Origin of the sequence: Plantactinospora sp. WMMB334 (genome assembly GCF_049179095.1) — a bacterium.
Taxonomy (GTDB): domain Bacteria; phylum Actinomycetota; class Actinomycetes; order Mycobacteriales; family Micromonosporaceae; genus Plantactinospora.
Window position 1 is genome coordinate 4,088,954 of record NZ_JBMHME010000002.1, and the last position, 26,124, is coordinate 4,115,077.

At 73.3% G+C, this 26,124-nt stretch carries 24 protein-coding genes; 8 read left to right on the plus strand and 16 right to left on the minus strand.

Features of this window, described 5'->3' with window-relative positions:
* Nucleotides 1-8: 8 nt before the first annotated feature.
* From mltG to aspS, 12 genes are all read right to left on the minus strand, one after another.
* Nucleotides 9-1,229 (minus strand): endolytic transglycosylase MltG, encoded by a 1,221-nt coding sequence (gene mltG / locus ACN27G_RS17495; protein WP_421493871.1) that lies wholly within the window; start codon nt 1,227-1,229, stop codon nt 9-11.
* On the minus strand, nt 1,226-1,705 hold the full coding sequence (ruvX, locus tag ACN27G_RS17500; RefSeq protein ID WP_421493872.1) for a Holliday junction resolvase RuvX: 480 nt from the start codon (nt 1,703-1,705) through the stop codon (nt 1,226-1,228). Before ruvX ends, mltG begins: the two co-directional genes overlap by 4 nt.
* Nucleotides 1,706-1,793: 88 nt before the next feature.
* A complete protein-coding gene (gene alaS / locus ACN27G_RS17505; RefSeq protein ID WP_421493873.1) occupies nt 1,794-4,475 on the minus strand; it encodes an alanine--tRNA ligase in 2,682 nt (893 codons plus the stop codon).
* On the minus strand, nt 4,472-4,777 hold the full coding sequence (locus ACN27G_RS17510; RefSeq protein WP_421493874.1) for a hypothetical protein: 306 nt from the start codon (nt 4,775-4,777) through the stop codon (nt 4,472-4,474). The genes alaS and ACN27G_RS17510 overlap by 4 nt, the downstream gene beginning before the upstream one ends.
* Before the next feature lie 42 nt (nt 4,778-4,819).
* Nucleotides 4,820-5,290 (minus strand): DUF948 domain-containing protein, encoded by a 471-nt coding sequence (locus ACN27G_RS17515; protein ID WP_421493875.1) that lies wholly within the window; start codon nt 5,288-5,290, stop codon nt 4,820-4,822.
* Between the two features lie 140 nt (nt 5,291-5,430).
* Complete coding sequence (locus ACN27G_RS17520; protein WP_421497354.1) at nt 5,431-6,075, minus strand: hypothetical protein; 645 nt, start codon at nt 6,073-6,075, stop codon at nt 5,431-5,433.
* A 2,450-nt stretch (nt 6,076-8,525) separates the two neighbouring features.
* Nucleotides 8,526-9,986 carry a replication-associated recombination protein A gene (locus tag ACN27G_RS17525; protein ID WP_421493876.1) on the minus strand — a complete coding sequence of 487 codons (1,461 nt, stop codon included), beginning with the start codon at nt 9,984-9,986 and terminating at the stop codon, nt 8,526-8,528.
* Between the two features lie 75 nt (nt 9,987-10,061).
* Nucleotides 10,062-10,358 (minus strand): hypothetical protein, encoded by a 297-nt coding sequence (locus tag ACN27G_RS17530; protein ID WP_421493877.1) that lies wholly within the window; start codon nt 10,356-10,358, stop codon nt 10,062-10,064.
* A 91-nt stretch (nt 10,359-10,449) separates the two neighbouring features.
* Nucleotides 10,450-11,754 carry an MFS transporter gene (locus tag ACN27G_RS17535; protein WP_421493878.1) on the minus strand — a complete coding sequence of 435 codons (1,305 nt, stop codon included), beginning with the start codon at nt 11,752-11,754 and terminating at the stop codon, nt 10,450-10,452.
* Nucleotides 11,751-12,416: an ArsR/SmtB family transcription factor gene (locus tag ACN27G_RS17540; protein ID WP_421493879.1), complete on the minus strand. Its 666-nt coding sequence runs from the start codon at nt 12,414-12,416 to the stop codon at nt 11,751-11,753. Before ACN27G_RS17540 ends, ACN27G_RS17535 begins: the two co-directional genes overlap by 4 nt.
* Before the next feature lie 178 nt (nt 12,417-12,594).
* On the minus strand, nt 12,595-14,229 hold the full coding sequence (locus tag ACN27G_RS17545; RefSeq protein ID WP_421493880.1) for a hypothetical protein: 1,635 nt from the start codon (nt 14,227-14,229) through the stop codon (nt 12,595-12,597).
* Nucleotides 14,230-14,329: 100 nt separating this feature from the next.
* The gene (gene aspS / locus ACN27G_RS17550; RefSeq protein ID WP_421493881.1) at nt 14,330-16,156 is read right to left on the minus strand and encodes an aspartate--tRNA ligase; all 1,827 of its coding nucleotides are present in this window, start codon (nt 16,154-16,156) and stop codon (nt 14,330-14,332) included.
* Between the two features lie 144 nt (nt 16,157-16,300).
* Between aspS and ACN27G_RS17555 the strand changes: the two genes are divergently transcribed.
* Nucleotides 16,301-16,954, plus strand: a complete 654-nt coding sequence (locus ACN27G_RS17555; protein ID WP_421493882.1) for an alpha-ketoglutarate-dependent dioxygenase AlkB — start codon at nt 16,301-16,303, stop codon at nt 16,952-16,954.
* Between the two features lie 25 nt (nt 16,955-16,979).
* Here the strand turns inward: ACN27G_RS17555 and ACN27G_RS17560 are convergent, their stop codons facing one another.
* From ACN27G_RS17560 to ACN27G_RS17570, 3 genes are all read right to left on the minus strand, one after another.
* Nucleotides 16,980-17,387: a hypothetical protein gene (locus tag ACN27G_RS17560; protein ID WP_421493883.1), complete on the minus strand. Its 408-nt coding sequence runs from the start codon at nt 17,385-17,387 to the stop codon at nt 16,980-16,982.
* On the minus strand, nt 17,365-17,826 hold the full coding sequence (locus tag ACN27G_RS17565) for a hypothetical protein (RefSeq protein ID WP_421493884.1): 462 nt from the start codon (nt 17,824-17,826) through the stop codon (nt 17,365-17,367). The genes ACN27G_RS17560 and ACN27G_RS17565 overlap by 23 nt, the downstream gene beginning before the upstream one ends.
* 191 nt (nt 17,827-18,017) lie before the next feature.
* Complete coding sequence (locus ACN27G_RS17570; RefSeq protein WP_421493885.1) at nt 18,018-18,767, minus strand: hypothetical protein; 750 nt, start codon at nt 18,765-18,767, stop codon at nt 18,018-18,020.
* 434 nt (nt 18,768-19,201) lie between these two features.
* Here ACN27G_RS17570 and ACN27G_RS17575 point away from each other — a divergent pair, with 434 nt between their 5' ends.
* The 7 genes from ACN27G_RS17575 to ACN27G_RS17605 all read left to right on the plus strand — a co-directional run bounded on the left by ACN27G_RS17575 (nt 19,202) and on the right by ACN27G_RS17605 (nt 24,766).
* On the plus strand, nt 19,202-19,504 hold the full coding sequence (locus ACN27G_RS17575; RefSeq protein ID WP_421493886.1) for an urease subunit gamma: 303 nt from the start codon (nt 19,202-19,204) through the stop codon (nt 19,502-19,504).
* An 11-nt stretch (nt 19,505-19,515) separates the two neighbouring features.
* A complete protein-coding gene (locus ACN27G_RS17580; protein WP_421497355.1) occupies nt 19,516-19,902 on the plus strand; it encodes an urease subunit beta in 387 nt (128 codons plus the stop codon).
* Nucleotides 19,899-21,608, plus strand: coding sequence for an urease subunit alpha (locus ACN27G_RS17585; RefSeq protein WP_421493887.1), 1,710 nt, complete (start codon nt 19,899-19,901; stop codon nt 21,606-21,608). Before ACN27G_RS17580 ends, ACN27G_RS17585 begins: the two co-directional genes overlap by 4 nt.
* A 9-nt stretch (nt 21,609-21,617) precedes the next feature.
* Complete coding sequence (locus ACN27G_RS17590; protein ID WP_421493888.1) at nt 21,618-22,286, plus strand: urease accessory protein UreF; 669 nt, start codon at nt 21,618-21,620, stop codon at nt 22,284-22,286.
* A gap of 106 nt (nt 22,287-22,392) precedes the next feature.
* Nucleotides 22,393-23,046: an urease accessory protein UreG gene (gene ureG, locus ACN27G_RS17595; protein WP_421497356.1), complete on the plus strand. Its 654-nt coding sequence runs from the start codon at nt 22,393-22,395 to the stop codon at nt 23,044-23,046.
* Nucleotides 23,046-23,921, plus strand: coding sequence for an urease accessory protein UreD (locus ACN27G_RS17600; RefSeq protein ID WP_421493889.1), 876 nt, complete (start codon nt 23,046-23,048; stop codon nt 23,919-23,921). Before ureG ends, ACN27G_RS17600 begins: the two co-directional genes overlap by 1 nt.
* Nucleotides 23,922-24,058: 137 nt before the next feature.
* Nucleotides 24,059-24,766: a DUF998 domain-containing protein gene (locus ACN27G_RS17605; RefSeq protein ID WP_421493890.1), complete on the plus strand. Its 708-nt coding sequence runs from the start codon at nt 24,059-24,061 to the stop codon at nt 24,764-24,766.
* A 98-nt stretch (nt 24,767-24,864) separates the two neighbouring features.
* On the opposite strand, the gene ACN27G_RS17610 is transcribed toward ACN27G_RS17605, so the two are convergent.
* Complete coding sequence (locus tag ACN27G_RS17610) at nt 24,865-25,908, minus strand: S1 family peptidase (protein ID WP_421493891.1); 1,044 nt, start codon at nt 25,906-25,908, stop codon at nt 24,865-24,867.
* Nucleotides 25,909-26,124: the final 216 nt, after the last annotated feature.

Here is a 26,124-nt window from a genome sequence, read left to right on the forward strand (position 1 = left end):
TCGTCACCTCAGAGCACGCCGTTCTCGCGGGCCTTCTGGATGTTGCGCTCGTGCTCCTCGTTGGTGGTGGCGAACTCGGAGTGCCCCTCCTTGTCGACCGCGACGAAGAACAGCCAGGTGCCCTTCGGCGGGTCCATCGCCCCCTCCAGGGCCTTCTGACCGGGGTTGTTGATCGGACCCGGGGGCAGCCCGGCCTTGCCGTGCATCCGGTACGGGTTCTTCCTGTCGAAGAGCTCCGCGTCCGTCATGTCCCCGGACCGCTTGGTCTTCTTGCCGGTCAGCTCCCAGTAGTAGTTGACCCCGACGTCGAACTCCAGGCAGCCGGTCAGGCCGTTGCCGTTCTTGCAGTAGTGGTCGCCGCTGTAGATCCGGTTGTACGCCACCCGGGCGACCTTGCCGAGATCGTCGGGGTTTCCCGCCTCGGCCTGGGCCAGCGACGCCACGATCAGCGCCTCGTACGGGCTGATCTCGCGCTCCTTCTGCACCCGGTCGACAAAGTCGATCTCCTCGGCCACCGACATGAACCGCTGCACCATCAGCTTGAGAATCTGCTCGGCGCTGGCGTTCGGGGGGAGCTCGTAGGTGTCCGGGAAGATGAAGCCCTCGACCGACTTCCGCGCCGCCTGGCCGTCGTCGCGCTTGAACCAGAAGTCGGCGATGCCGAGCCCCTCGAGGTCCTTGGCGGCGGTCTCGAAGTCCTTCACCGGCAGGCCCGTCTCCTCCGCCAGCGCCTTGAAGATCTGCTTCGCGGTGGCGCCCTCCCGGACCAGGAAGCCCTTGACGAGCTTGTTCTTCAGGTCCAGCAACTGGCCCAGCGCCGACTCCGCGCTCATCTCCTTGCGGACCCTGTAGACGCCCGGCTGGATGTTCTGGCTCCGCGAGTTCTCCTGGGCCGCCTCGATGAACGCCTTGGTGCTCTTGACGACTCCGGCCTCGACCAGGGTGTTGGCGATCTCGGCGATGCTCTGGCCCTCTTCGACCTGGACCTGGACCTCACCGGTGCCGCTGCCGTCGTAGTCGGGGGTGACGAAATACCCCTGTACCCGGTCGAAGCCGTACCAGCCGACGCCCCCGAGGACGCCGAGCAGCACGAAGGTCATCAAGAGCGCCGCGATGGTGCGGCCCCGACCGCCGCGTTTCTTCTTGCCGTTGCGCTTGCGCTGCGCGCCGCGCCGGTGCCGTCCCTTCTCCGCACGCTCGTCGAACGCGAGCTCCAACTCGTCGATCATCCCGTCCGCCTCCGCTGCCCATCTAGCCAGCTCTGCAGAATCTCCACCGCGGCCGCCTGATCGACCACCGCCCGTTGACGCCGTCCTCGGACGCCCCGCTCGGCTAGCCTACGAGAAGCCACGACGGTCGACATCCTTTCATCCACCAGATCCACCGGCACCGGCGCTGTCGCCGCAGCCAGCCGCTGGGCGTACGCCTTCGCCTGGGTCGCCGCCGGACCGTGCCCACCGGCGAGTGTCACCGGCAGACCGACCACGACCGCGACCACCTCGTGAACTTCTACGAGCCGCGCGATTTCCGAGATATCGGCCGGAACGGCATCAATACCGGTCTTCAGGTCCCGGGCCAGGGTCACCAGCGGGGTCGCCAGGATCCCGTCCGGGTCGGAGAGCGCGATGCCGACCCGCACCTGACCGACGTCGACGCCGAGCCGGACGCCACGGGACGGGACGGCGGCACGGGACGGGACGGTCATCGTGCGGCTCCTGGGAAATGTCGTGCGGCTCCTGGGAAGTAGCCTGCGGCTCCTGGGAGGTGCCGGCCCGGGCGGCCGGGGTCGGACGTCACGCCTCGGCGAGCGCCTTCTCGACCGCGGCCAGCAGGTTCGGCGCCTCGCCGGCCGGCAGGCCGCCGCCCTGGGCCAGGTCGGCGTTGCCGCCACCCCGGCCGGAGAGCGCCCCCTTGACCAGGACCGCCGCCGAGACGCCCCGGTCCCTGGCCGCACCGTTGACCGCGACCACCAGCGACGCCTTGCCGTTGGCCCGGGCCGCCACCGCGACCACCGCGGGCCGGGCCGGGTCGATCTTGCCCCGGATCTCCTGGGCGAGGGTACGCACGTCGTTGCCGGCCGCGCCCTCCGGCGCCTCGGTCCCGACGAACGCCACCCCGCGGACGTCCCGGGCGGCGGCCGCGAGCGCACCGGCACCGCCGAGCACCACCTGGGCGCGGAGCTTCTCCAGCTCCCGCTCGGCCTCGCGGAGTTGCGCCACCGTCTGCTCGACGCGGTCGGCCACCTGGTCGCCGGGGACCCGGTAGAGCTCGGCCAGCCGGGAGACGAGCAGGTGCTCCTTTGCCAGGAACCGGAAGGCGTCGAGGCCGACCAGCGCCTCGACCCGGCGCACCCCGGAGCCGATCGACGACTCGGAGAGGATCTTCACCAGGCCGAGCTGGGCGGAGCGGGCCACGTGGGTGCCGCCGCAGAGCTCGCGTGCGTAGTCGCCGACCTCGACGACCCGCACCTCGTCGCCGTACTTCTCGCCGAAGAGGGCCATCGCGCCGAGCCGGCGCGCCTCCGCCTGCGAGGTGATGAAGGCGTGCACCTCCAGGTCGGCCAGGAGCACCTCGTTGACCTGCTGCTCGACGTCGCGGAGCACGCTCGGCGCCACCCCGGTCGGGGTGTTGAAGTCGAACCGCAGCCGCCCCGGCGCGTTCAGCGAACCGGCCTGGGTCGCGGACTCGCCGAGGAAGTTGCGCATCGTCTGGTGCACCAGGTGGGTGGCGGTGTGCGACCGGGAGATCGCCCGCCGCCGGATCACGTCGATCTCGGCGAGGCCGGCCTCGCCGCTGCGTACCTCGCCCCGGACCACCCGGGCCCGGTGCACGATCAGCCCCGGCACCGGCTGCTGCACGTCGAGCACCTCGACCTGGCCGGCCCCGACGGTGATCAGCCCGACGTCGGGCTGCTGGCCACCGCCCTCGGCGTAGAACGGGGTCGTGTCCAGCACCAGCTCGACGGTGTCGCCCTCGCCGGCCACCTCGACCGGCGCGCCACCGGTGCCGAGCAGCGCCCGCACCCTCGACTCCCGGGACACCTCGGTGTAGCCGGTGAACTCGACCGGGCCGCCGGAGTCGAGCACCGAACGGTAGGCGGAGAGGTCGACGTGGCCGGTCTTGCGGGCCTGCGCGTCGGCCTTGGCCCGGGCCCGCTGGTCGGCCATCAGCCGGCGGAACCCGTCCTGGTCCACCGAGAGCCCCTGCTCGGCCGCGATCTCCAGGGTCAGGTCGATCGGGAAACCGTACGTGTCGTGCAGCTGGAACGCCTTGTCACCCGACAGCTTCGCCCCGCCCGCCGACCGGGTCTCGGCGATCGCGGTGTCCAGGATCGTCGTACCGGCCCGCAGGGTGGCCAGGAAGGCGTCCTCCTCGGCGTACGCGTACGACGAGATCCGGTCGAACTCGCCCGCCAGCTCCGGATACGACGGGGACATGCAGTCCCGGGCCACCGGCAGCAGCTCGGGCAGCGCCCGCTCCTGCCAGCCGAGCAGCCGCATCGCCCGGATCGCCCGCCGCATGATCCGGCGCAGCACGTAGCCGCGCCCCTCGTTGGCCGGGGTCACCCCGTCACCGATCAGCATCAACGCGGTCCGCACGTGGTCGGCCACCACCCGCAGCCGTACGTCGTCCGGGTGCGACTCCGACGCCGCGTGCCCGGAGTGGGCGCCGTACCGCCGGCCGGTCATCTCCGCCGCCCGGTCCAGGATCGGCCGGACCTCGTCGATCTCGTAGAGGTTGTCGACGCCCTGCAGGATCGCGGCCATCCGCTCCAGGCCCATCCCGGTGTCGATGTTCTTCGCCGGCAGGTCACCCAGGATCGGGAAGTTCTCCTTGTCGGTCCCCGGTCCCCGCTCGAACTGCATGAAGACGAGATTCCAGAACTCCAGGTAGCGGTCCTCGTCGACGGCCGGACCGCCCTCCCGGCCGTACGCCGGGCCCCGGTCGTAGTAGATCTCCGAACACGGCCCACACGGCCCCGGGATCCCCATCGACCAGAAGTTGTCCGCCTTGCCCCGCCGGACGATCCGCTCCGCCGGCACACCGGTCTTGCGCCAGATCGCCTCGGCCTCGTCGTCGTCCAGGTAGACAGTCGGCCAGATCCGCTCCGGATCCAGCCCGAAACCACCATCCGCGACCGGCTTCGTGACCAGGTCCCAGGCGAGCGCGATCGCGCCCTCCTTGAAGTAGTCACCGAAGGAGAAGTTGCCGTTCATCTGGAAGAACGTGCCGTGCCGGCTGGTCTTGCCGACCTCGTCGATGTCCGGGGTACGGATGCACTTCTGCACCGACACCGCCCGGTTGAACGGCGGCGTCTGCTGACCGAGGAAGTACGGCACGAACTGCACCATGCCGGCGTTGACGAACAACAGGTTCGGGTCGTCGATCGCCGGCAGCGGAGCGGACGGCACCACCGTGTGCCCGTTGGCCTCGAAGTGCGCCAGGTAGCGCCGCTTGACTTCCGCCGTTCTCATCTGGTGCCTTCCTCCGGAAACAACTCGCGGTCGCCGAGCCTGGGGTCGTCGCGCAGCTCCTCGAACTGGTCGTCGAATGCCACGCCCTCGGCGAACGCCTGGTGGATCTGCTGCTCGCGCTCGGCCATGCCGTCCCGCACGTCGTCGGCGAACTCGCGCAGGGAGCGGACCAGCCCGCCGGCGGACTCCGCCACCGAGCCGGCGATCCCCTGCGGCGTGTACGCCTGGGCGGTGCGGGTCAGCTTGCGGACCACCAGCGCGCCGACGGCCAGCCCGATGCCCAGCCAGAGCAGTCGTCTCATGGGCTCATCCTTCCTCGGTGCCGGATCGCCGCGTACGGCGGGTCAGCGCCCGCCCCGCCGGGCGGCCCGGCGCTGCTGCTTCAGGGTGGCCCGGACCTCGCGCTCGTCCTCGGCGTGGCGCCGGGCGGAGGCGGCCTTGCGCACGCCGTACCCGAAGGCCGCCACCTTGACCAGCGGGTTGGCGGCGGCGGCCGAGACCACCGTGCTCAGGTTGGCGATGTTGGCGGTGACGTTCTGGGCGTGCCCGGTCATCGTGTCGATCTTGGCGAGCTGGATGTTCACCCCGTCCAGCGAGGTGTGCACCTGCCCCAGGGCGGTGTTCACGTTCTCGACCGTGACGTTCATGTTGGCGAGCAGCGGCGCCGTACGGTCGTTGACGTCGTTGATCGCCCGGGTGGCCGCGTCCACCGTGTTGCCCAGCCGCCAGATCGGCCTGGCCAGCACCAACACCAGCATCAGGAACGCACCGGCCGCCACGAGCGCAGCGACTTGACCGATCTCTCCAGCGTCCACCCGTCTCCTCCTCCATGCACCGTCTCGACATCGCGCGCGACCGTCTCACCCGGACATCCGGGCGGCCGTGTGACGACAGGTACCCGGTATGCCGGTCGGAGTACCAACCCGCACCCTACCGTCGGTGACGACCGCCGGCCTCACGACGGGGTGGGTGTGGGTGTCAGCAGCTCGCGGAGCGGATCGTCGGTGAAGATCGGGTCCGGGTCCACACCGGTCAGCGACGGATCGGTGCTCGGCTGCGGCCCGATCCGGTCGTCCTCGATCGCGTTGCGGACCTTGATCGAGACCACCGACTCCGGGCAGTCCTCCTCGGCCGCCCTGGCCGCGTCGGGTGCCGGGCTGACACCCGGCGCGGTGCCGGCCGACTCGGCGCAGGCCGGTTGCCGGATCCACATGTCGAGGGTCAGCTCGTCACGGCGCCAGCAGGTGTAGTGCCCCTCGACCGGCTGCTCCGGGCAGAGCGCCACCTTCCACGGCTGCCACCCCTCGCGGGAGAGCGCGGTCTCGTAGACCTGCGCGGTCTCCTCCCAACCGCGCGCGGAGTCGACGGTCCGCTCCCGGAACCGGCACTCCATCAGGCACCACCGGCTGCCACTCACCCCGTCCACCGTGTCGGTCGCGGCCCAGGAGGGCACCGCCAGCGCGTCCAGGGAGTTGAAGACCGGATCGCGGGTGGCGGCCCGTACCCCGAAGTACGTCGGCAGCGCACCGAGCACCAGCAGGCTGGCCAGGAGCAGGGCGATCGTCTTCAGCTGCCGCTGCTCGCGGAGCTGGTGCCGCAGATCCGCCCGGGCGCCCCGGCCCGGTTCCGGCGACGGTCCCGCCGGTTCGGGCCGGTCCCCCGCGCCCGAGCCGTCCGGCCGGAGTCCGCCCGGACCGGCCGAACCATCGGGTCGGGGGCCGCCGGTCGTGGGCGCGGCAGCCGCCCGCACCGCAGCCTCGGGTCGGGACGGGCCGTCGGGGCGGGCGGTGCCGGCCGGGCGTACCGGCGGGTCCGGGCGTACCGGCGGGTCCGGGCGAGGTGGGCCGGCCGGGCCACCGGGGCCGGGTCGGGCCGGTGCCGAGCGGAGGGCCTCCCCCGGCGTGGACCGGGAGGTCGTGCCGGGCGCGCCGGCCGGGTCGCCGGGGAGCGCCGTCCTCGGCCCGGGATGGACGGGTGCCCCCGCTCCCCGTCCGGACGCCCGGCCGGCGGGGCCGTCGCCGCGACCGCCTCCGGGTGCCGGCGGGCCGCTCCGCCCGGCCGGTTCGACGGAGTAACGGCCACCCGGTGCACCGCGCCGCTCGGCCGGTTCGATCGTGGGCCTGCCGAGCGCGGCGGCGTTGGGCTGGGGGCCCGGTCCGTCCCCCGGCTCCAGGTGCCGCGGAACAGTGCCGCGTGGCGGCACCACACTTCGCCGGCCACCGGCCGGCACGGACGGAGCACCGGTCGGCACGGACGGAGCACCGGTCGAGGACGGACCGGAGGGACCGCCGGACGGACCGACCGGACCGCCGGACGTCGGGTGGTCGTCTCGGTGCCCGGGACCGGAGGGCCCGACCGCACCCTGCCGGCCCGGCACCACCGGCGGCAGCCCGCCGGCCCGTGCCCCACCTGGGCCGTCGGCACCGGGCGGTCCTCCCCCGCCGACCCGACCCCGGGTGGCCCGGCCACCCTCTCGAAAATCGTCGGACGGCCGGTCCGCACGCTGGCCCGGCCCCGCGTGGCGCCCACCGTCGAGGCCCTTCGACCCGGAGTGGCGACCGCCGTCGAAGCTCTCCGCCCCGGAATGCCGACCGCCGTCGAAGCCCTCCGGCGCGGCGTGACGCCGGCCGGGCGCGGTCGCCGGATCCGGTCCGCCGGCCGGCCGGCCGGCCGGTGGATCGGAATGAGCCGGACCACCGGCGACCGGTGGAAGCGCGCCGACACCGGGACCCGAGATCGGCGGCCCGTACCCGGCGGCCGGGGTGACCGGGCGGACGCCTCCGCGGCCCGCCTTCCGGATCCAGTCCGCCGGCCGCTCCCGATGAGCCCGCTCCGGGCGGCCGGGCTCCGGCCCGGCCGGCCGGTCGTCACGGTCGGCGGCATGCGCTCCCGCGGGGGCGGCATGTGCTCCCCCGGCGCCGGACTGCGGATGTGTACCGGCCGCATGCGAGCCCGCGCCGCCGGCATGCGCTCCGGTTCCGGACACGGGTGCGCCGGATGCCGGGCCCGCACCGGGCCGACGGGCGTCGATCGGCGGACCGCCGCGTGCCGACTCGCCGGCATCGCGTTCCGGTACGCCGGCCCGGCTCGGCGCACCCGTCGTGGGTGCCGTCGGCAGCGAAGGGGCGTTGCCCGAGGCAGGTACGACGAACTCGCCGCTCACGGGCGCGGCCGGTGTCCCGGACCAGCCGGCCGGGCCGCCCGGGTCTGCCGGGGCGGCGAAGGAGCCGGCCGCAGGGCCCGCCGGGCGGCCGTGCCGCCCCTCGACCGGCTCACCGCCCGGCGGCGGCGTGGCACGGCGTCCCGGCGCCTCCTCGGCCCGACCACCCGCCGCCCGCCGGCCCGGAGCCGGTTCGGCGGCCGGGGCACCGTGCCGGGGCTGGTGACCGGCGGAGGGCACGGGTTCACCCGGCCACGGTGTGGCGCCGGTGCGCGGACCCGGCGTGTCGGCGCGGTCGCCGGCCGACCGCCGCTCCGGCGCCGGCCCGGACCAGGCTGTCGAATGGGCCGATTCGGTGCGGCCGGCCCGACCGAGCGGCGGGGCCGGTACGACCTGTGGCACGGCGGATGCCGGCGGAGCGGCCGGCGGCCGCGGCTGTTGCGGCGGCTCGGCGTGCGGCGGCTGAGGGCCACCGCTCCGGGCGGGCTGTCCCGGCTCCGTGGCCTCCCGCCCGGGCCGGCGCGACCCCGGCTCCGGTGCCGGCTCGTCAGCCCGGCGCGGGCCGGGATTAGCCATCGGGGCCGCGGCGGGCGCCCCGGGCGACGGCATCGGATCGTCGCCGTCCGCTCCGCCCTCCGGCAGCCGCTCGTACGCGGCGGGGCGCCGGGCCGGCGGATCGGCCGGCGTGGTGCCCTCGGCCGGGCCGATGTCGGCCTTCTGCTCCTTGGCGGTACGCAGATCGGTGATCCAGCCGAGTTCCTCCCGGCTGACCTCCGGCTCCACGGCCGGGCCGTCCTCCGACGGCTTGCCCCGGCCCCAGCGGCGTCCCTTGCCCCGTGGTTCCCGCCGCTCGTCGTGGCCGTCCTCGCCCCGGTCCGAACCGCGCGATCTCACTGCTCTTCCTCCCCCGCGGATGTCCCGCCGCCGTCTGGTCCCACCTTGCCGTGCCCGATGTCCTTCGCAGTGGCCGGAACTGCCGGCTGCCCCCGGACGATCCGGCGCAGCAGCGGCAGCCGGGTGGCGACCGCCCGCTCCGCGCCATGCCCGCTCGGCTGGTAGTAGTCGACTCCGACGAGGTCGTCCGGCAGATACTGCTGGGTGACCACGCCCCGGTGGTCGTCGTGCGGGTAGCGGTATCCGGTGCCGTGCCCCAGGCCGCGCGCGCCGGCATAGTGTGCGTCGCGCAGTGCCCGGGGCACCGAGCCACCCCGGCCGGCCCGCACGTCCGCCATGGCGGCACCGATCGCCGTGGTCGCCGAGTTGGACTTGGGGGCGGTGGCCATGTGGACCACGGCCTGGGCCAGGTTGAGCTGTGCCTCCGGCAACCCGACGTACTCCACCGCGTGTGCGGCGGCGGTCGCCACAGCCAGCGCGGTGGGATCGGCCATCCCGACGTCCTCGCTGGCGAAGATCACGATCCGCCGGGCGATGAACCGGGCGTCCTCGCCGGCGACCAACATCCGGGCCAGCCAGTGCAGCGCGGCATCCACATCGGAACCGCGCATGCTCTTGATGAAGGCGCTCACCACGTCGTAGTGGGCGTCGCCGTCACGGTCGTACCGCACCGCCGCCACGTCGACCGCCTGCTCGGCGGTTGCCAGGTCGATCACCGTCCCGCCCTGTGCCGTGGCCGACCCGGCCGCCGCCTCCAGGGCGGTGAGCGCCTTGCGGACGTCGCCACCGGCGAGCCGGACCAGATGCTCCTCGGCGTCGGCGGCGAGGGTGAGCGCACCGGCCAGCCCGCGTTCGTCGGTGACAGCGCGGCGGAGCAGCCCGCGTACCGCGTCGTCGTCCAGGGCCTGCAGGGTGAGCAGTACGCAGCGGGAGAGCAGCGGCGAGATGACCGAGAAGTACGGATTCTCCGTGGTCGCCGCCAGCAGCGTGACGGTGCGGTCCTCGACCGCGGCCAGCAGCGAGTCCTGCTGGGTCTTGCTGAACCGGTGCACCTCGTCGATGAAGAGCACGGTCGGCGGCCCGCCGGACCGGCGCTCCCGGCGGGCGGTGTCGATCACGGCCCGGACGTCCCTGACCCCGGCGGAGAGTGCCGACATCGCCACGAAGCGTCGCTCGGTGGCGCGGGCCACCAGGTGGGCGATGGTGGTCTTGCCGCTGCCCGGCGGTCCCCAGAGGATCACCGACATCGGTGACCCACCCGTCACGAGCTGTCGCAGCGGCGCGCCGGGCGCGAGCAGGTGGTCCTGCCCGACCAGCTCGTCCAGGCTGGCCGGACGCATCCGGACCGGCAGCGGCGAGTCCGCGGACGGTGCGGTGAAGCCGTCGGCGGCGGTCCCGGCCGGCGCGGTGCGCCCGGCAACGGGATCGGCGAGACTGAACAGGCCGTCGGACTCCATCACGAAGACAGTACCGGCCCGATTTCCGGTGCCGGAAATGCACCGATAACCGGGCCGGTCGCGATCCGGCTCCGATCAGCCCCGGCCGGGCCGACGGCCCCGGTACCAGCGCCCGCCACCACCCGCGGCACCCGGACCCCGCCCCACCCCGGCGAGGTAGAGGGCGAGGCAGAGCAGACCGATCAGCACCAGGGTGGAGAAGTTGAACAGGTCGGGCGCGCCGAGGTCCTCTTCGAAGAGGTCGAGCAGCAGCGCGAAGGCGAACACTCCGGCGGCGATATAGGCAAGCATCAGTTCCTCCGGTGGGGGTCCCAGTAGGTCGGCCAGGATGTACCCGAGCGCCGCCCGCGCCAATCCACCGGCGCCGGTCACGCTCCCGGTGCTGGTGGCGCTCCCCGCTGCCGGTGGCGCTGCGGGTGCCGGTCGCCCTGTGCCGATCTGCCGGTCCGCCGGCCCGCCGGCCCTACTCGCGGCCCGGGTTCACCAACTCGCCCGCCCGCGTCTCGTCGGTGCCGCTCGGGCGGGTGCGCACAGGGCGACGGGCCGCCCGCCAGGCGGGCAGGTAGAGCGGCGCGGCGGCGGCCAGCACCACGGCACCGACCAGCATCGCCGTACTGACCGTCGTCGCGGCGGCCAGCGAGGTGAGCAGTACGCCGCCCAGCGCCCCGGCCGGCTGCGCCACCATCGAGTTCAGCGAGATGACGCTGTTCCGGTACGGACCGTCGACCTGCCGGTGCAGCAGCCCGGCGTGCAGCGGGTTGGACGCGCCGTGCACGGCGTAACAGAGCAGGTAGGCAGTGATTATCCAGGCCGGCCCGGCCAGCAGCGCCATCCCGACGACGGTGGCGCCCTGAAGGATCCGGAGCAGCCCGGCGGTCAGCGGCGCCCCGAGCCACCTGCTGGCGTACGCGATGAGGGCCGCACCGCCCGCCGAGGCGAGCCAGGCCGCCGAGCCGGTCGGTCCGAGCAGTGCCGCCGCCCGGTCCGGGTCGCCGAGCACCTCGGCGAGCCGGACCGGCAGCAGCGCCTCGAAGGTGACCATCCCGAAGCCCCAGAAGAGTTCCACGGCGATCAGTGCGAGCACGACCCGGGACCGGCGGGCCAGCCCGAGCGCCCCGCCGACCACCCGCGGCACCGCCCGCAGCGAGTCACGCAGCGCGGCGGCGCCGGCGGCCGGGCGCACCTCCACCAGCAGCAGGAGCAGGGCGACCAGGGCGACGAGTTCCAGGGCGATCGACGCCAGCACCGGCAGGGTGAGCGCGCTGATCCCGCCGACCGGCCCGAGGGCGACGAGGCCGCCGCCGAGCAGCGCCCCGGCGCCGATGCAGACGCCGAGGACCACGCCGCCGGCACTGAGCCCCCGTTCGATCGGCGCGTCGGGGTCGGCGGCGAGGGTCGCGTCGACGTACCACGACTCGAGCGGGCCGCTGTCCAGGGCGCGGAAGACCCCCTGCAGCACGAAGGCGAGGAAGAGCAGGCCGAAGGAGTCGGCGGCGGAGAGGAGTACCAGGGATCCGAGGTTGACCAGCATGGCCCCGACCAGCACCGGCTTGCGCCCCAGCGCGTCGGCGAGCCCACCGGTCGGCAGCTCCAGAAGCAGCACCACCAGCCCTTGCGCCGCGACGGCGAACCCGACCTGCGGCAGGCTGAGCCCGCGCTCCAGCAGCAGCAGCGTGAGCACCGGGATCAGCAGCCCGACCGGCAGCCAGCGCAGCCCGTGCAGGATCAGGTAACGTCGCCGGACCTGGCGACCGGTCAGTACGCTCACCGTCGCTCACCGTCCGCCGCGACGCCTCCGGCCAGCGGGAGCGGTCCTCGCACCGGAAAACTGTGCAGGTAGAGCAGCACCTGCTCGGTGCCGTCCCCGGACTCGGCCGCCTCCCTGCCGTCCACCGCCGGCACGGCGTGGCGGTAGCGGTCGACCACCGCCCACATCTCGTCGTTGAGCTGTCGCAACTGCTCCGGGGTCAGCCGGAGCAACACGTCGGCGACGGTCGCCGCGTCCCGCCACTCGGTGGGGTAGGCGTGCTGCTCGGTCACCCAGCGCTCGGTCAGCTCGGCGTGCAACCGCACCGCGTGCCGGTGCAGCCAGTCGGCCGCCGCCTGGGCGTCGGGGTCGTCGGCGAAGTCGGTGGCACGCCAACTGCTGAACTGGTGCACCGCCCGCCACCACCGCTGCCGCCCGGACCCCCGCTCGGGCACCTCCGCCACCAGGCCGGCGTCGGCGAGCTGCCGCAGGTGGTAGCTGGTGGCCCCGGTGTTGGTGCCGAGCGCCTGGGCCAGTCGGGTCGCCGTGGCGGGACCGTCCGACCGGAGCGCGATCAACAGCCGGGCCCGGAGCGGATGGGCCAGGACACGGATCTGGGCGCCGTCCAGGGCCACCACCGAGGCCGGTGGGTGGTCGTGGACGTCCGGGTGCTGTTGCGGCATGGCTGCACAATAACTGTGCACAGATCCTATGCACAATAGTTGTGCATAGGATCTGTGCGGGATGGCACCGGTTGCTCTTCCGGGCGTACCCAGAGATGCCGGCCGGGTCGTCGACCCGGCCGGCATCTCGTCCCTGGCGCCGTCCCCTCCCCGTCCGGGAGGGCGTTACCGCCCGCCACTACCCGGGGAAGTCACCCGGGTCGACCTCGCTGGTCCGGGCGTTGCCGCCGGCGACCGGAGTCAGCGTGATCGTCCAGATCGTGTACTGGGTGGAGGTGGTGCTGAACCGGAAGGTGTCCTCGAAGCGCTGGAAGTTGCAGTTCCGGCTGAACGCCTTGGCCTTACCGTCCCAGTCCTTGCCGCCGGTCATGTAGATCCGGTACGTACCGTCCTTGATCGAGGAGACGGTGTGCTTGCCCTTGGCCCGGACGTAGACGCTCACCGTCGGGGTCTTGGCGCTGCCCAGGACGAGGTTGATGACCGCGTCGCTGCTGCCACCGTTTTCGATCTTGAGCTGCCCCATGCCGCTGCGGACCCGCTTGAGGTACGCGCCGTTGCCGAGCCGCCGGTTACCGTCCGCCGTCTTCTTCGGCACGAAGCTGCCGACCTGGTACGGCTGCGCCGGATCCGCCGCCGCGAGTGCCTGCTGAGCGCTGCGGACGTCGTCGGCGGAGGCGTCCCGGCTGATCCGGGCCAGCGCCGACGAGCCGAGGCAGACCTCTCCGGCTCCGGCCGCCGATCCGGTCTCGCTGATCGAGTCGACCATGCCCTCCAGGCCACGCAACAGGTCGGCGTGGGCGCCGGCCGCGTTCTCCGGCGGAACCACCGCCGACAGCGCCGTGATCTGCTGGTCGAGGGCGCGCCCGAGGGTGCCGGCGGCGATCCCCACCGCCTTGGGGTTCCTGGCCGCGGTGAGCTGGGTGAAGCCCGGGCCCACCGCCTTGTCGACCCTGGCGAGCAGTGCCTGGTATTCCTGGGCGCTGACCGGGGAGGCGCTCGGCGACGCCTCGCCGCCCGGCCCGGCGGCGGTCCCGTTCGACGGCGAGCCGTCGGTGTCACGGTTGTTGACCCAGAAGAGCAGCGGCACCGCCAATGCGATCAGCAGGACCACGGCGACCGCGCCACCGACGATGGCAATGATCTTCCCCCGCCCCGATCCGCCGGACGGCGGCGGCGGGAAGGCACCATACGGGGGAAGGCCACCGAACGGCGGCCCCGGCGGGCCCGAGAGCGGCGGCGGCGCACCGAACTGAGCGGTCGGCGGACCCGACACCGGCGGCGGCGCACCGAACGGGGTCGTCGGCGGGGCCGCGTCAAACGGACCCGCCGGCGGACCCGACACCGACGGCGGCGCACCGAACGGGGTCGTCGGCGGGGCCGCGTCAAACGGACCCGCCGGCGGACCCGACACCGACGGCGGCGCACCGAACGGGGTCGTCGGCGGGGCCGCGTCAAACGGACCCGCCGGCGGACCCGACACCGGCGGCGGCGCGCCGAACGGGGTCGTCGGCGGGGCCGACGTCACGGGCGGAACCGGGCCGGGCATACCGAACGGTGCAGCACCGAAGCTTGCGGGGACCGCGCCGCCTCCGCCCGGCACGATCCGGAGCTGCACGTACGCGTCCCGGGGCGGGGCACCCGGCGCGACCACCGGCCCGATCCCGGGCAGCCGCAGGATGCTGCCGTCACTCATCCCGGCCGGGATCCGCAGCGGGACGCTCTGCCCGGACCAGGGCAGGACCACGGTCCGAATTATTTCCGACCCCGCCTCGCTGGGGTCGACATCGATGATCAGATCAGGGTTGGGCGCCATGGACCGAGTATGCGCATCCAGAGCAAATCAATTGCCGCCGCCCCCGGCCAGGCCGAACCATGTTCGGAAAACGACACGCCTCAGGCGCGAACGACACGCCTCAGGAGGGTTCGACCGGGGCTGCCACTCCGGCGGTGCCGCCGTGTGCCGGTGCCGCCGGCTTCGGCTTGGCATCGATGCCCGCCTCGGCCCGCTGCTGCGCGGTGATCGGCGTCGGTGCGCTCGTCAGCGGGTCGAATCCGCCCCGGGTCTTCGGGAAGGCGATGACCTCGCGGATCGACTCGGCGCCGGCCAGCAGCATGCAGACCCGGTCCCAGCCGAAGGCGATCCCGCCGTGCGGCGGAGGGCCGTACTTGAACGCCTCCAGCAGGAAGCCGAACTTGTCGGCCGCCTCCTCCGGACCGATTCCGAGCAGTTCGAAGACCCGGCGCTGTACGTCGGCCCGGTGGATACGGATCGAGCCGCCACCGATCTCGTTGCCGTTGCAGACGATGTCGTACGCGTATGCCAGTGCCCGGTCGGGTGCCTCCTCGAACCGCTCCGTCCACTCGGCGTTCGGCGAGGTGAAGGGGTGGTGCACGGCGGTCCAACCGCCCGCCCGGCCGTTCTCCTGGTCGGGGGCAGGCTCGAACATCGGCGCGTCGACCACCCAGCAGAACGCCCAGGCGCTCTCGTCGATCAGGCCGGCCCGGCGGGCGATCTCGATCCGGGCCGCGCCGAGCAGTTCCTGCGCCTCCCGCCGGTCCGTGCTCGCCGCGAAGAAGACCGCGTCCCCCGGCTTGGCGCCGACGGCGTCGGCCAGCCCGGCGAGGTGCTCGGCGGAGAGGTTCTTGGCCACCGGTCCCCGGGCCTCGCCGGACTCGGCGTCCAGCACCACGTACGCCAGGCCCCGGGCGCCACGCGCCTTGGCCCAGTCCTGCCAGCCGTCGAGCTCCTTGCGGGTCTGCCCGGCGCCGCCCGGCATCACCACGGCACCGACGTAGCCGCCCGCGTCGATCGCCCCGGCGAAGACCCGGAAGGCGGTGCCGCGCAGATAGTCGGTCAGCTCGGTCAGCTCGACCCCGAAGCGCAGGTCGGGCTTGTCGGAGCCGTACCGGTCCATGGCGTCGTGCCAGGTGATCCGGGGAATGGGCCGGCTGATCTCGTGCCCGGCCAGCTCCCGCCAGAGCGTGGTGACGATCTCCTCGCCGAGGTCGATCACGTCGTCCTGGGTGACGAACGACATCTCGATGTCGAGCTGGGTGAACTCGGGCTGCCGGTCGGCCCGGAAGTCCTCGTCCCGGTAGCAGCGGGCGATCTGGTAATACCGCTCCATCCCGCCGACCATCAGCAACTGCTTGAAGAGCTGCGGGGACTGCGGCAGGGCGTACCAGGTGCCGGGCTGCAGGCGTACCGGCACCAGGAAGTCGCGGGCGCCCTCCGGCGTCGACCGGGTCAGGGTCGGCGTCTCGATCTCCAGGAAGTCGCGGGCGTGCAGCACGCCCCGGGCGAGCTGGCTGGCGTGCGAGCGGAGCCGCATCGCCCGGGCCGGGCCGCTGCGGCGCAGGTCCAGGTAGCGGTACCTGAGGCGTACGTCGTCGCCGGCCTCGACCTGGTCGTCCACCGGCAGCGGCAGCGGCGCGGCCTCGGAGAGGATCTCCAGCCGGTTGACCGTGACCTCGATCTCGCCGGTGGCCAGCTCGGGGTTGTCGTTCCCCTCGGGGCGCCGGGTCACCTCGCCGGTCACCTGGATGCAGAACTCGTTGCGCAGCGCGTGCGCCGACTCCATTCCCTCCCGGAACACCACCTGCACCACGCCGGAGGCGTCCCGCAGGTCGACGAAGATGACTCCGCCGTGGTCCCGTCGGCGGGCGACCCAACCGGCGAGGGTGACCGTGCGGCCGGCGTCTGCCGCGCGCAGGGTGCCGGCGTTCTGGGTACGGATCACGACAGGTGTCTCCTCACGTCTGCTCCGGGCGGTCCGGGCTGCTGCCCCGACATTCTGTCAGGACGGCCCGGACCGCCCGGCGACCCACCCGTCGACGCGGGCGCCTGTCGTACGTGCGTTCGACCGCGCGGCTACCATGGCCGGATGACCAGCGGCGCCTACCAGCCCTCGATGCTGGATCTCGCCTCGGGCGACGGGATCGCCGGGGACGGTGCCGGCCTCGGTCCGCTCGCCGGAGCGCTGCGACGGCACGAGCTGAGCTCCGGTGCCTGGGTCGACCACCTGCCGGGCTGGGTCCGCGGCTCCGACGCCGTGCTGCGCACGCTGCTCGACGAGGTCGACTGGCAGGCCGAGCGCCGCCGGATGTACGACGGCGTGGTCGACGTCCCCCGGCTGCTCCGCTGGTACCCGGGCGACGCGCCACTCCCCCACCCGCTGCTGGACACGGCCCGGCAGCGGCTCAGCCGGCACTACGCCGCGGAGTTGGGCGAGCCCTTCGTCACCGCCGGGATGTGCCTCTACCGCGACGGCCGGGACAGCGTCGCCTGGCACGGCGACACCATCGGCCGGTCGGCCCGCGAGGACACCATGGTCGCGATCGTCTCCTTCGGCTCGGCCCGGCCGCTGCTGCTGCGTCCGCGCGGCGGTGGGCCGAGCCTGCGCTTCCCGCTCGGACACGGCGACCTGGTGGTGATGGGCGGCTCCTGCCAGCGCACCTGGGAACACGCCGTCCCGAAGACCTCCCGACCGGCCGGCCCCCGGGTCAGCGTGCAGTTCCGCCCCGTCGGCGTGCGGTGATCGCCGGTGGGGTGAAGCGACCGCGTCAGCCCTGGTCGATGTCGTCGTACCAGGGCCTGGTGTTGGCGACGAGGGTGCGGAGCTGACCGAGTGTGGCGTCCGGGGCGAGGATCGCCGACCGCCAGCGCCGGATCATCACGGTCGCCTCCCGTACCGCCATCCGCAGTTCGGAGACCTCGCGGGTCGCCGTCTCCACCTGCTGCCGGGCCACCACGGTCTCCGCCTCCAGCTCCGCGACCCGGAGCTTGAGCGGCTGGATCAGGGCGAGCGCGGTGTCGGTGAGTACTTCCGCGGCGTCCGCCCGGAACCGGCGCCGCTGCGACAGGACGGCGGCGACCGACGCGATTCCGCCACCACCGCCGAGGATGCCGATCGCGGAGAGCAGGATCTGCACCCAGGGTGGACCCGAGTCAGGAGGCGCCGAGGCGATCATCGGATCCTCCTTCCGTCGGTATCGGTACCTCGACACTGTCGGGCCGCCGGCCCTCGACGCCGTCGGACCGCAGGTCCAGCCGGGCCAGGTGGTAGAGGAAACGGGCGATCTGGAGACAGCGCCACCAGGAGGCGACGGCCACGGCGGTGAGGAACAGGCCGGCCGCCAACGCCCCCGCACCGGAGACGACGAAGAGGGCAATGGCGTACATCCCGGTCACGGCGCCGAGTCCCAGCAACGCGCCGAGCTCCACCCCCAGGCCGGTGGCGAAATGGCCCCGCCAGCCGATTCCGGCCAGCCCGGCGAGACCGGTGACGATCAGGCCGACGGCCCAGATCTGCTCCAGCAGGGCGGGCATGGCGACGACGACCGACCGGGGGCGACTGTCGAGCCCGACCAGGAGCGCGCCGCAGAGCAGCGCGGTGGCCAGCGACGTCACCTCGAACGGATGACGACCCGAGACGATTCGGACCGGCCTCGCCTGCACGTTCCACTGCGCGTTCCGCTGCCGGCTCTGCCGCGTGTTCCGCTGCCGGCTCTGCCGCGTGTTCCATTGCCGGCTCCGTCGCGTGTTCCATTGCCGGCTCTGTCGCCCGCTCGGGCCGGCAGGCGAGCCGGTGCCGTCCGCACTCATGGCAGGACCGGCTCTCCACTGTCGAACCACACGTTGCTGCGGTCCCAGCGGATGCCCGGCTGCCCCGGGCGGGCGATGATGCCCAACCGGTAACGCCGGCCGAAGACGTTGCCCCGGAACACGATCGCCGAGGCGGCCAGGTCGGGGTGGACCCCGATGCTGTAGAGACCGCCGTCGCAGAGGTTGTCCTCGAAGCGGAGGTTGTGCACCGCCGGGCCGAGGGCGAGGCAGGAGTTCATCGGGTCCGCCACACCCGGCCGGTACGCGTCCAGCCGGTTGTGCCGGATGACGATGTCGCCGGCACCGGTGACCCGCAGGCAGTCGTTGTGCGAGTCGGGCACCCGGGCCAGGTCGTGGATCCACGAGTCGACGACGGTGACCCGGGATCCTGTCCAGGCCCCGTCCTGCACGTGGTGCAGGTTGACCCGGCGCAGCGTGTAGTCGTCGAAGCAGACGCCCGCCGGAGCGGCTCCCCCGCCGTCGATCTCGACGTCCTCGACGACCAGGTTGGCCGCCGGCGAGAAGGTGCGGATCGGAAAGGTGACGCCGTCGGAGGTGATCCTCGATCGGCGGATCGTGACGTCCCTGGCGTGCACGCTCACCCGTCCGGTGATGTCCAGGTCCGTGACGACCTGACCATCCTCGTACAGCTCCAGCGGGCCGGACGGGGTGAGGGTGGCGTCGGCCGGAACTCCGGTGGAGTCCGGTCCCGGCCATCGGGTCAACGGTGCGAGCGGTGGAACCATGGGTCTCTCCCGAACAGACCTCGTGGGGTGGCGGGCTACCGCGACAGGTACACGCCCGACGCCGCTCCGCCCGCCCCGCGGGTCTGTACAGCTCACTGCCCTTACCGCCGGCCGGGCCGCCTGGTCTGTGATCGACGGACTCGGTCACCCCGGATGTCACTCATGTTACTGATGTCCCACCCACGGGACATTTCCCCAACCAGACAAATCAAGGACACACCCGCCCATCCCGGCCCGCCGCACGGAAATCCCGGCAATCTTGACGACCTGTTGTCGCGGGAACAGCAATTTCCAATCAAGATTCGCATCGATCGAGCGGCGCGGGCGGAGAAGGAATGGTCCCGGCGGGTCGGGGCGGCACGCGGCGGTCGTAACCTCATCGAAATCTCTGACTGACACGATCCGCTGAGTCCTCGCCCGCTGCGGAGGTGTAGATGTTCCTCACCCGTCACGAGCAAGAACGGCTGATGGTCCATGTCGCGGCCGATCTCGCGTGGCGCCGACGTGAGCGCGGGCTCCGGCTCAACCATCCGGAAGCGGTCGCCGTGATCACGGCGTTCCTGCTGGAGAGCGCCCGGGACGGGCGTACCGTCTCCGAGCTGATGGAGACCGGACGCAACGTGCTCGGTCGCGACGACGTACTCGACGGTGTCCCGGAGATGATCGCGGAGGTGCAGGTGGAGGCGACCTTCCCCGACGGCACGAAGCTGGTGACCGTACACGAGCCGATCCCATGACGGGAGCGGGCGTGATCCCCGGCGAACTGCTGCCCGGAGAGGGCGACCTGACGATCAATCCCGGCCGACCCGTCCGCACCCTGGCGGTCGTCAACACCGCCGACCGGCCGGTGCAGGTCGGCTCGCACTACCACTTCGCGGAGGCGAACCCGGCGCTGGAGTTCGACCGGGCGGCGGCCTGGGGGCACCGGCTCGCCGTACCGGCCGGCACGTCGGTGCGGTTCGAGCCGGGCATCGGCCGGGACGTCGACCTGGTGCCGTTCGGCGGCACCCGGACGGTCCCGGGGCTGCGCGGCGAATGCGCCGGCCCGCTCGACGAGGTGGAAGCCCCCAGGGCCGGCCCCGCGGCCGCGGAGCCGGAGGCCGGACCGGCAGCCGCCGGGGAGGCGGGGGCGTGAGCGGCATCGACCGGCGCCGGTACGCCGCGCTCTACGGCCCCACCGTCGGTGACCGGGTCCGGCTCGCCGACACCAACCTGCTGATCGAGGTCGAGGAGGACCGCTGCGGCTACGGCGACGAGGCGGTCTTCGGCGGCGGCAAGGTGATCCGCGAGTCGATGGGGCAGTCGCTCGCCACCCGCGCCGACGGCGCCCCCGACACGGTGATCACGGGTGCGCTGGTGCTCGACCACTGGGGCGTGGTCAAGGCCGACGTCGGGATCCGGGACGGCCGGATCGTGGCACTCGGCAAGGCCGGCAACCCGGACACCATGGACGGGGTCCATCCCGACCTGGTGATCGGGCCGGGCACCGAGATCATCTCCGGCAACGGCAGGATCCTCACTGCCGGTGCGATCGACAGCCACGTACACCTGATCTGCCCGCAGGTCCTGGAGACCGCGCTGGCCAGCGGGGTCACCACGATCATGGGCGGCGGCACCGGCCCGGCCGAGGGGACCAAGGCGACCACGGTCACCCCGAACGCCTGGCATCTGGGCCGGATGCTGGAGGCGCTCGACCCCTGGCCGGTCAACGTGCTGCTGCTCGGCAAGGGCAACACGGTCAGCGAAGAATCGATGTGGGAGCAGCTTCGGGGCGGGGCCGGCGGCTTCAAGCTGCACGAGGACTGGGGCACCACCCCGGCCGCGATCGATGCCTGCCTGCGGGTCGCCGACGCCTCCGGGGTGCAGGTGGCGATCCACACCGACACGCTCAACGAGGCCGGTTTCGTCGAGGACACGCTGCGGGCGATCGGCGGCCGGTCGATCCACGCCTACCACACCGAGGGGGCGGGCGGCGGGCACGCGCCGGACATCATCCGGGTCGCCGCCGAGCCGAACGTGCTGCCCTCGTCGACCAACCCGACCCGGCCGTACACCCGGAACACCCTCGACGAGCACCTCGACATGCTGATGGTCTGCCACCATCTCAACCCGACGGTGCCGGAGGACCTCGCCTTCGCGGAGAGCCGGATCCGGCCCAGCACGATGGCCGCCGAGGACGTGCTGCACGACCTCGGCGCGATCTCGATGATCGGCTCTGACGCGCAGGCGATGGGGCGGGTCGGCGAGGTGATCCTGCGCACCTGGCAGACCGCGCACGTGATGAAGGCCCGGCGCGGGGCGCTGCCCGGCGACGGCGCCGCGGACAACATGCGGGCCCGCCGCTACGTCGCCAAGTACACGATCTGCCCGGCCGTCGCGCACGGCATCGACGCCGAGGTCGGCTCGGTCGAGCCGGGCAAGCTCGCCGACCTGGTCCTCTGGGACCCGGCCTTCTTCGGGGTACGCCCGCACCTGGTGCTCAAGGGCGGCATGATCGCGCTCGCCCAGATGGGTGACGCGAACGCCTCGATCCCGACGCCGCAGCCGATGCTGCCCCGGCCGATGTTCGGCGCCTACGGCGCGGTGCCGGCCGCGACCAGCCTCGCCTTCGTCTCCCCGGCCGCCATCGACGCGCTGCTCGCCGACCGGATCGGGATCCGCCGCCTGCTGGCACCGGTCGCCGACACCCGGTCGCGGGGCAAGGCCGACCTGCCGGGCAACGACGCCCTGCCGCGCATCGAGGTCGAGCCGGACACCTTCACCGTACGCATCGACGGCGACGTCATCGAGCCGGAGCCGGCGATGGAGTTGCCGATGGCCCAGCGCTACTTCCTGTTCTGACGTGCCACCATGACCGCGCTGGCCACCCTGCTCGTCCTCGCCGACGGCCGGCTGCCCGCCGGCGGGCACGCCCACTCGGGCGGGCTGGAGGCGGCGGTGACCAGCGGCCGGCTCCGTGACCTGGCCGGGTTGGACGGTTTCCTGCGCGGCCGGCTCGGCACCACGGGCCGGGTCACCGCCACCTTCACCGCCGCCGCCTGCGCGGCATCGTCACCCGGACCGGCCGACCCGCTCCGGCTGGACGCGCTCGACGAGGGGCTGGACGCCCGCACCCCCTCCCCGGCGCTGCGCCGCGCGTCCCGGGTGCAGGGGCGCGCCCTGCTCCGGGCCGGCCGGGCGATCTGGTCGGTCGATCCGGCACACCGGGACCGGCACCACCCGGTCGCGCTCGGCGTCGTGGCAGCGGCGGCCGGGCTCGCCCCGGCCGAGGCGGCGGTCGCCGGGGCGTACGGGGCGGTCAGTGGGCCGGCGAGTGCCGCCGTACGCCTGCTCGGCCTCGACCCGTACGCGGTGCACGCCATCGTCGCCGGGCTGGCCGGCGAGTGCGACCGGCTCGGTGCCGAGGCGGCGACCCTCGTCGACGAGCCGGTCGATCTGCTACCCGCCGACTCCGCACCGCTGCTGGAGATCGGTGCCGAGATCCACGCGAGCTGGGAGGTGCGTCTCTTTGCGTCCTGAACTCCACGGCACACGCCACGAACCGCACGTCGGCGTCGGCGTCGGCGGCGAGGTGCCACACCCGCATTCCGACGACGAGGTGCCGCACACGCATCCCGAGCCGGGGATCGACCCGCACCCGCCGCTGGCCGCCGGTGCCGGCGACGGGCCCCGTCCGGTGCGGGTCGGCATCGGCGGCCCGGTCGGCTCGGGCAAGACCGCGCTGGTCGCCGCGCTGTGCCGGGCACTCGGCGACGAGCTCCGGCTCGCCGTGGTGACCAACGACATCTACACCACCGAGGACGCCGACTTCCTGCTCCGCAACGGGGTGCTGCCGGCCGAGCGGATCCGTGCGGTGGAGACCGGGTGCTGCCCGCACACCGCGATCCGGGACGACATCTCCGCCAACCTGGACGCGGTGGAGGAGCTGGCGGCGACCCTGGGCCCGCTCGACCTGGTGCTGGTGGAGAGCGGTGGCGACAACCTGACCGCCACCTTCAGCCGGGGTCTGGTGGACCGGCAGATCTTCGTGGTGGACGTGGCCGGCGGGGACAAGGTCCCCCGCAAGGGCGGTCCCGGCGTCACCTCGGCGGACCTGCTCGTGGTCAACAAGACGGATCTGGCTCCGCTGGTCGGCGCCGACCTGTCGGTGATGGCCCGGGACGCGGCCGCCCGCCGCGGCGAGCTGCCCACCGTCTTCCTCTCCCTGGTCGAGGACCCGAAGGCGACCGAGGTGGCGGCCTGGATCCGGGCTCTCCTGCCGGCGAGGCCGAGCGCCTGATGCGCGCCGAGGCCCGGATCGTGGTCGAGGCGGACCCGGCCCGGGGTACCCGACTGGCGGTGCTGCGCGGCGACCCGCCGCTGCTGCTGCGGCGTACCGGACATCCCGGTCCCGACGGCGAGCTGCACCTGCACCTGGTCGGCGGGGCGGCCGGCCCGCTCGGCGGCGACGACCTCCGGCTCGACATCGAGGTCGGCCCCGGTGCGCGGCTCTGCGTACGCAGCGTCGCCGCCTCGCTGGCGCTGCCCGGCCCGGCCGGTGGCCGGTCCCGGCTCGCGGTGACCGCCCGGGTCGGCTCCGGCGGTTCACTGCGTTGGCTGCCCGAACCGCTGATCGGGGCGGCCGGCTGCGACCACGTCACGACCAGCCGGATCGAGCTGGCCGAGGGGGCGGAACTGCGCTGGCGGGAGGAGCTGGTCTGCGGCCGGCACGCCGAGTCCCCGGGCGACGTGCGGATCACCACCTCGGTGCGGTACGCCGGGCGTACCCTGCTCCGCAGCGATGTCGCGATCGGGCCCCGCGCTTCCGGCTGGTCGGGGCCGGCGGTGCTCGACGGTGCCGGCGCGGCCGGCACCCTCCTACTGGTCGATCCACCCGGCGCCCACACCGCGACAGCCCACACCGCGACGGCCGGGGCCGCGACAGCCGGGCCGGTGAGCCCGGAGGCCGCCGGAGTCCCGGGGGTCGCGGCGGCCGTGCTGCCGCTGGCCGGCGGTCCGGCGGTGCTGATCAGCGCCGTCGGCACCGACCCGCGGGCCGTCCGCAGGCACCTGGACCGGCTGTCGGGGCCGACCGGCGGGCCGGGGGCGAGTGCCGGACGACGGAAACCGGTCACGAATCGAGAAGCCTGCCGCACCGAGCCGCAACTGGCGTGACTGCTCCCGCTCGCCCTGCCGCTCCTCACCGGTCTGTAGCTGTTCGTGTTCCCCTGTCCCGGCCGGCGTAGCGGCCGGCGAGGTGTCATTACGGAGAGCTGAACCAGCGTGTCCGCGCCGGCACGTAGGGTGATGCCATGCCTGCGGTGCCCTGGTGGGGAGTGCTCTCCTCGGTGGCGGCGCCGGTGCTGCTCGCCGTCGGCTGGAGCCTGGCGGCGGTACGCCAACCACCGGGGTACGACCCGGTCGCGGACACCATCAGCCAACTCTCCTCGTACGGCGTGATCGACCGGCTGATCCTGGTCATCTGCCTCGCCGGACTCGGCGTGGCGCACCTGGTGACCGCCGTCGGCCTGCGCTTCGTGCCGCTCGCCGGCCGGCTGGTCCACGGCGGCGGCGGTGTGGCGACCGTCGTCGTGGCGCTGGTCCCGAAGGTCGACTCGGTCACCCCACCCGTGCACGGGATCGCCGCCGTGATCGCGTTCGTCGCCCTCGCGACGTGGCCGAGCGTGGCCGCACTCCGCTGGTCGCACCGTCCCGGTCGCCGCACCGGCCGACCTCGGTCGCACCTTCCGGGCCGTCGTGCCGAACGACCCCGGTCGCGCCCTCCCGTCCGCCGCGGCGGACGGCCCTGGCCGCTCCGGCTTCCGGTGGCGTTCGCCGCCAGCGCCGTGCTGCTCGGGTCGGGGTTGTGGCTCGCGCTGCAGCTGCCGGACGGCCCGACGGCGGGACTGGCCGAACGGGTCACGGCCGGCCTGGAGGCGCTCTGGCCGCTCGTCGTGGTCCTCACCGGCCCGCGCCGGGGCACGGCCGCCGCCGGCCGGCACGTCTCCGGATCGGCGTGATGCCAGGGAGTCGTCATGACGACTCCCTGGCATCACGGTGCGGTGGACGTTTCGGTGCACCGGGCTACCGGCGCGCGGCCGTCACCCGGTCGGCCCGATCAGTAGATGCTCACGCCGTACGCGTTGAGCGCCTCGACGACCGGCTGGAAGTAGGTCGTGCCGCCGGAGGTGCAGTTGCCGCTGCCGCCCGAGGTCAGGCCGAGGGCCGTGCTGCCGGCGAAGAGCGGGCCGCCGCTGTCGCCCGGCTGGGCGCAGACGGTGGTCCGGATCAGCCCCGAGACGGTGCCGCTGCCCGAGTAGTTGACGGTGGCGTTGAGCGCGGTCACCCGGCCGCTGCGCAGCCCGGTGGTGCTGCCGCTGCGCTGCACGGACTGGTTGACGCTCGGGTTGGCCGCCCCGGTGATGTCCCGGTAGCCGCTGTAGAGGTAGACGTCGCCGGGCTGCTGGGCGATGCCGCTGGCGTAACGGACGATGCCGTAGTCGTTGCCGGGGAAGCTGCTGCCGGCCCGGGTGCCGATCACCGAACCGCCCGAGCTGTTGGACCAGTTCGCCCCGGCGTTGGTGCAGTGGCCGGCGGTGAGGAAGTAGTAGGTGCTGCCGCTGCGCACGTTGAAGCCGAGCGAGCAGCGGCTGCCGCCGGTGTAGATCGCGTGGCCGCCGGAGATGGTGGTGCTCAGCGTGCCGGGGATCGACTGGATGCGCACCGCGCCGCCGAACCGGGCGGTGACGGCCTTGATCCTGGCCAGCTTGGCACCGGTGACCGTGCTGTCCACGTCGACGGCGACCTGGTTGGTCATCGGGTCGACGTACCACGCGGTGCCGGGGATCCTGGCGGTACGGTCCAGCTCGGCGGTCACCTGCGACAGTTCGGTGGAGCCGCGGGCCACGATCCGGGCCACCGCCCCGGACGCCCGGACCTGGCGGGCCGCCGCCTCGTCGGTCACGGTCACCACCATCTTGCCGCTCGCGTCCAGGTAGGTGCCGGCGGACCGGGCGCCCAGCCGCTCGGAGAGCGCCGTCGCGGCCTCCGGCGACGCGACCGGAGCAGCCTGCGCGGGTACGCCGATCAGCATGCCGGCGACAAGTGCCCCGGTCGCTGACGCGATCGCGACAAGGCGGATCGAAGACCTTGTGGGTCGCATGTGCTGCCTCCCATTGGGGGGTTTGGAGGTATCTGCGCCGAGCCGGCACATCGTCACCGAGTATTCATACATTTGAGATCGTGAACAAGAGACCAAACATATCGCCTGCAACCGGGCGTTCGCCTTATGGTCACATCCGTTGTGAAGACTCAAGGTGGTCTATACGATCTCCTCACACCCCCAGCAGACCCAGGCAACCGCGATCCGGAGGCCGCC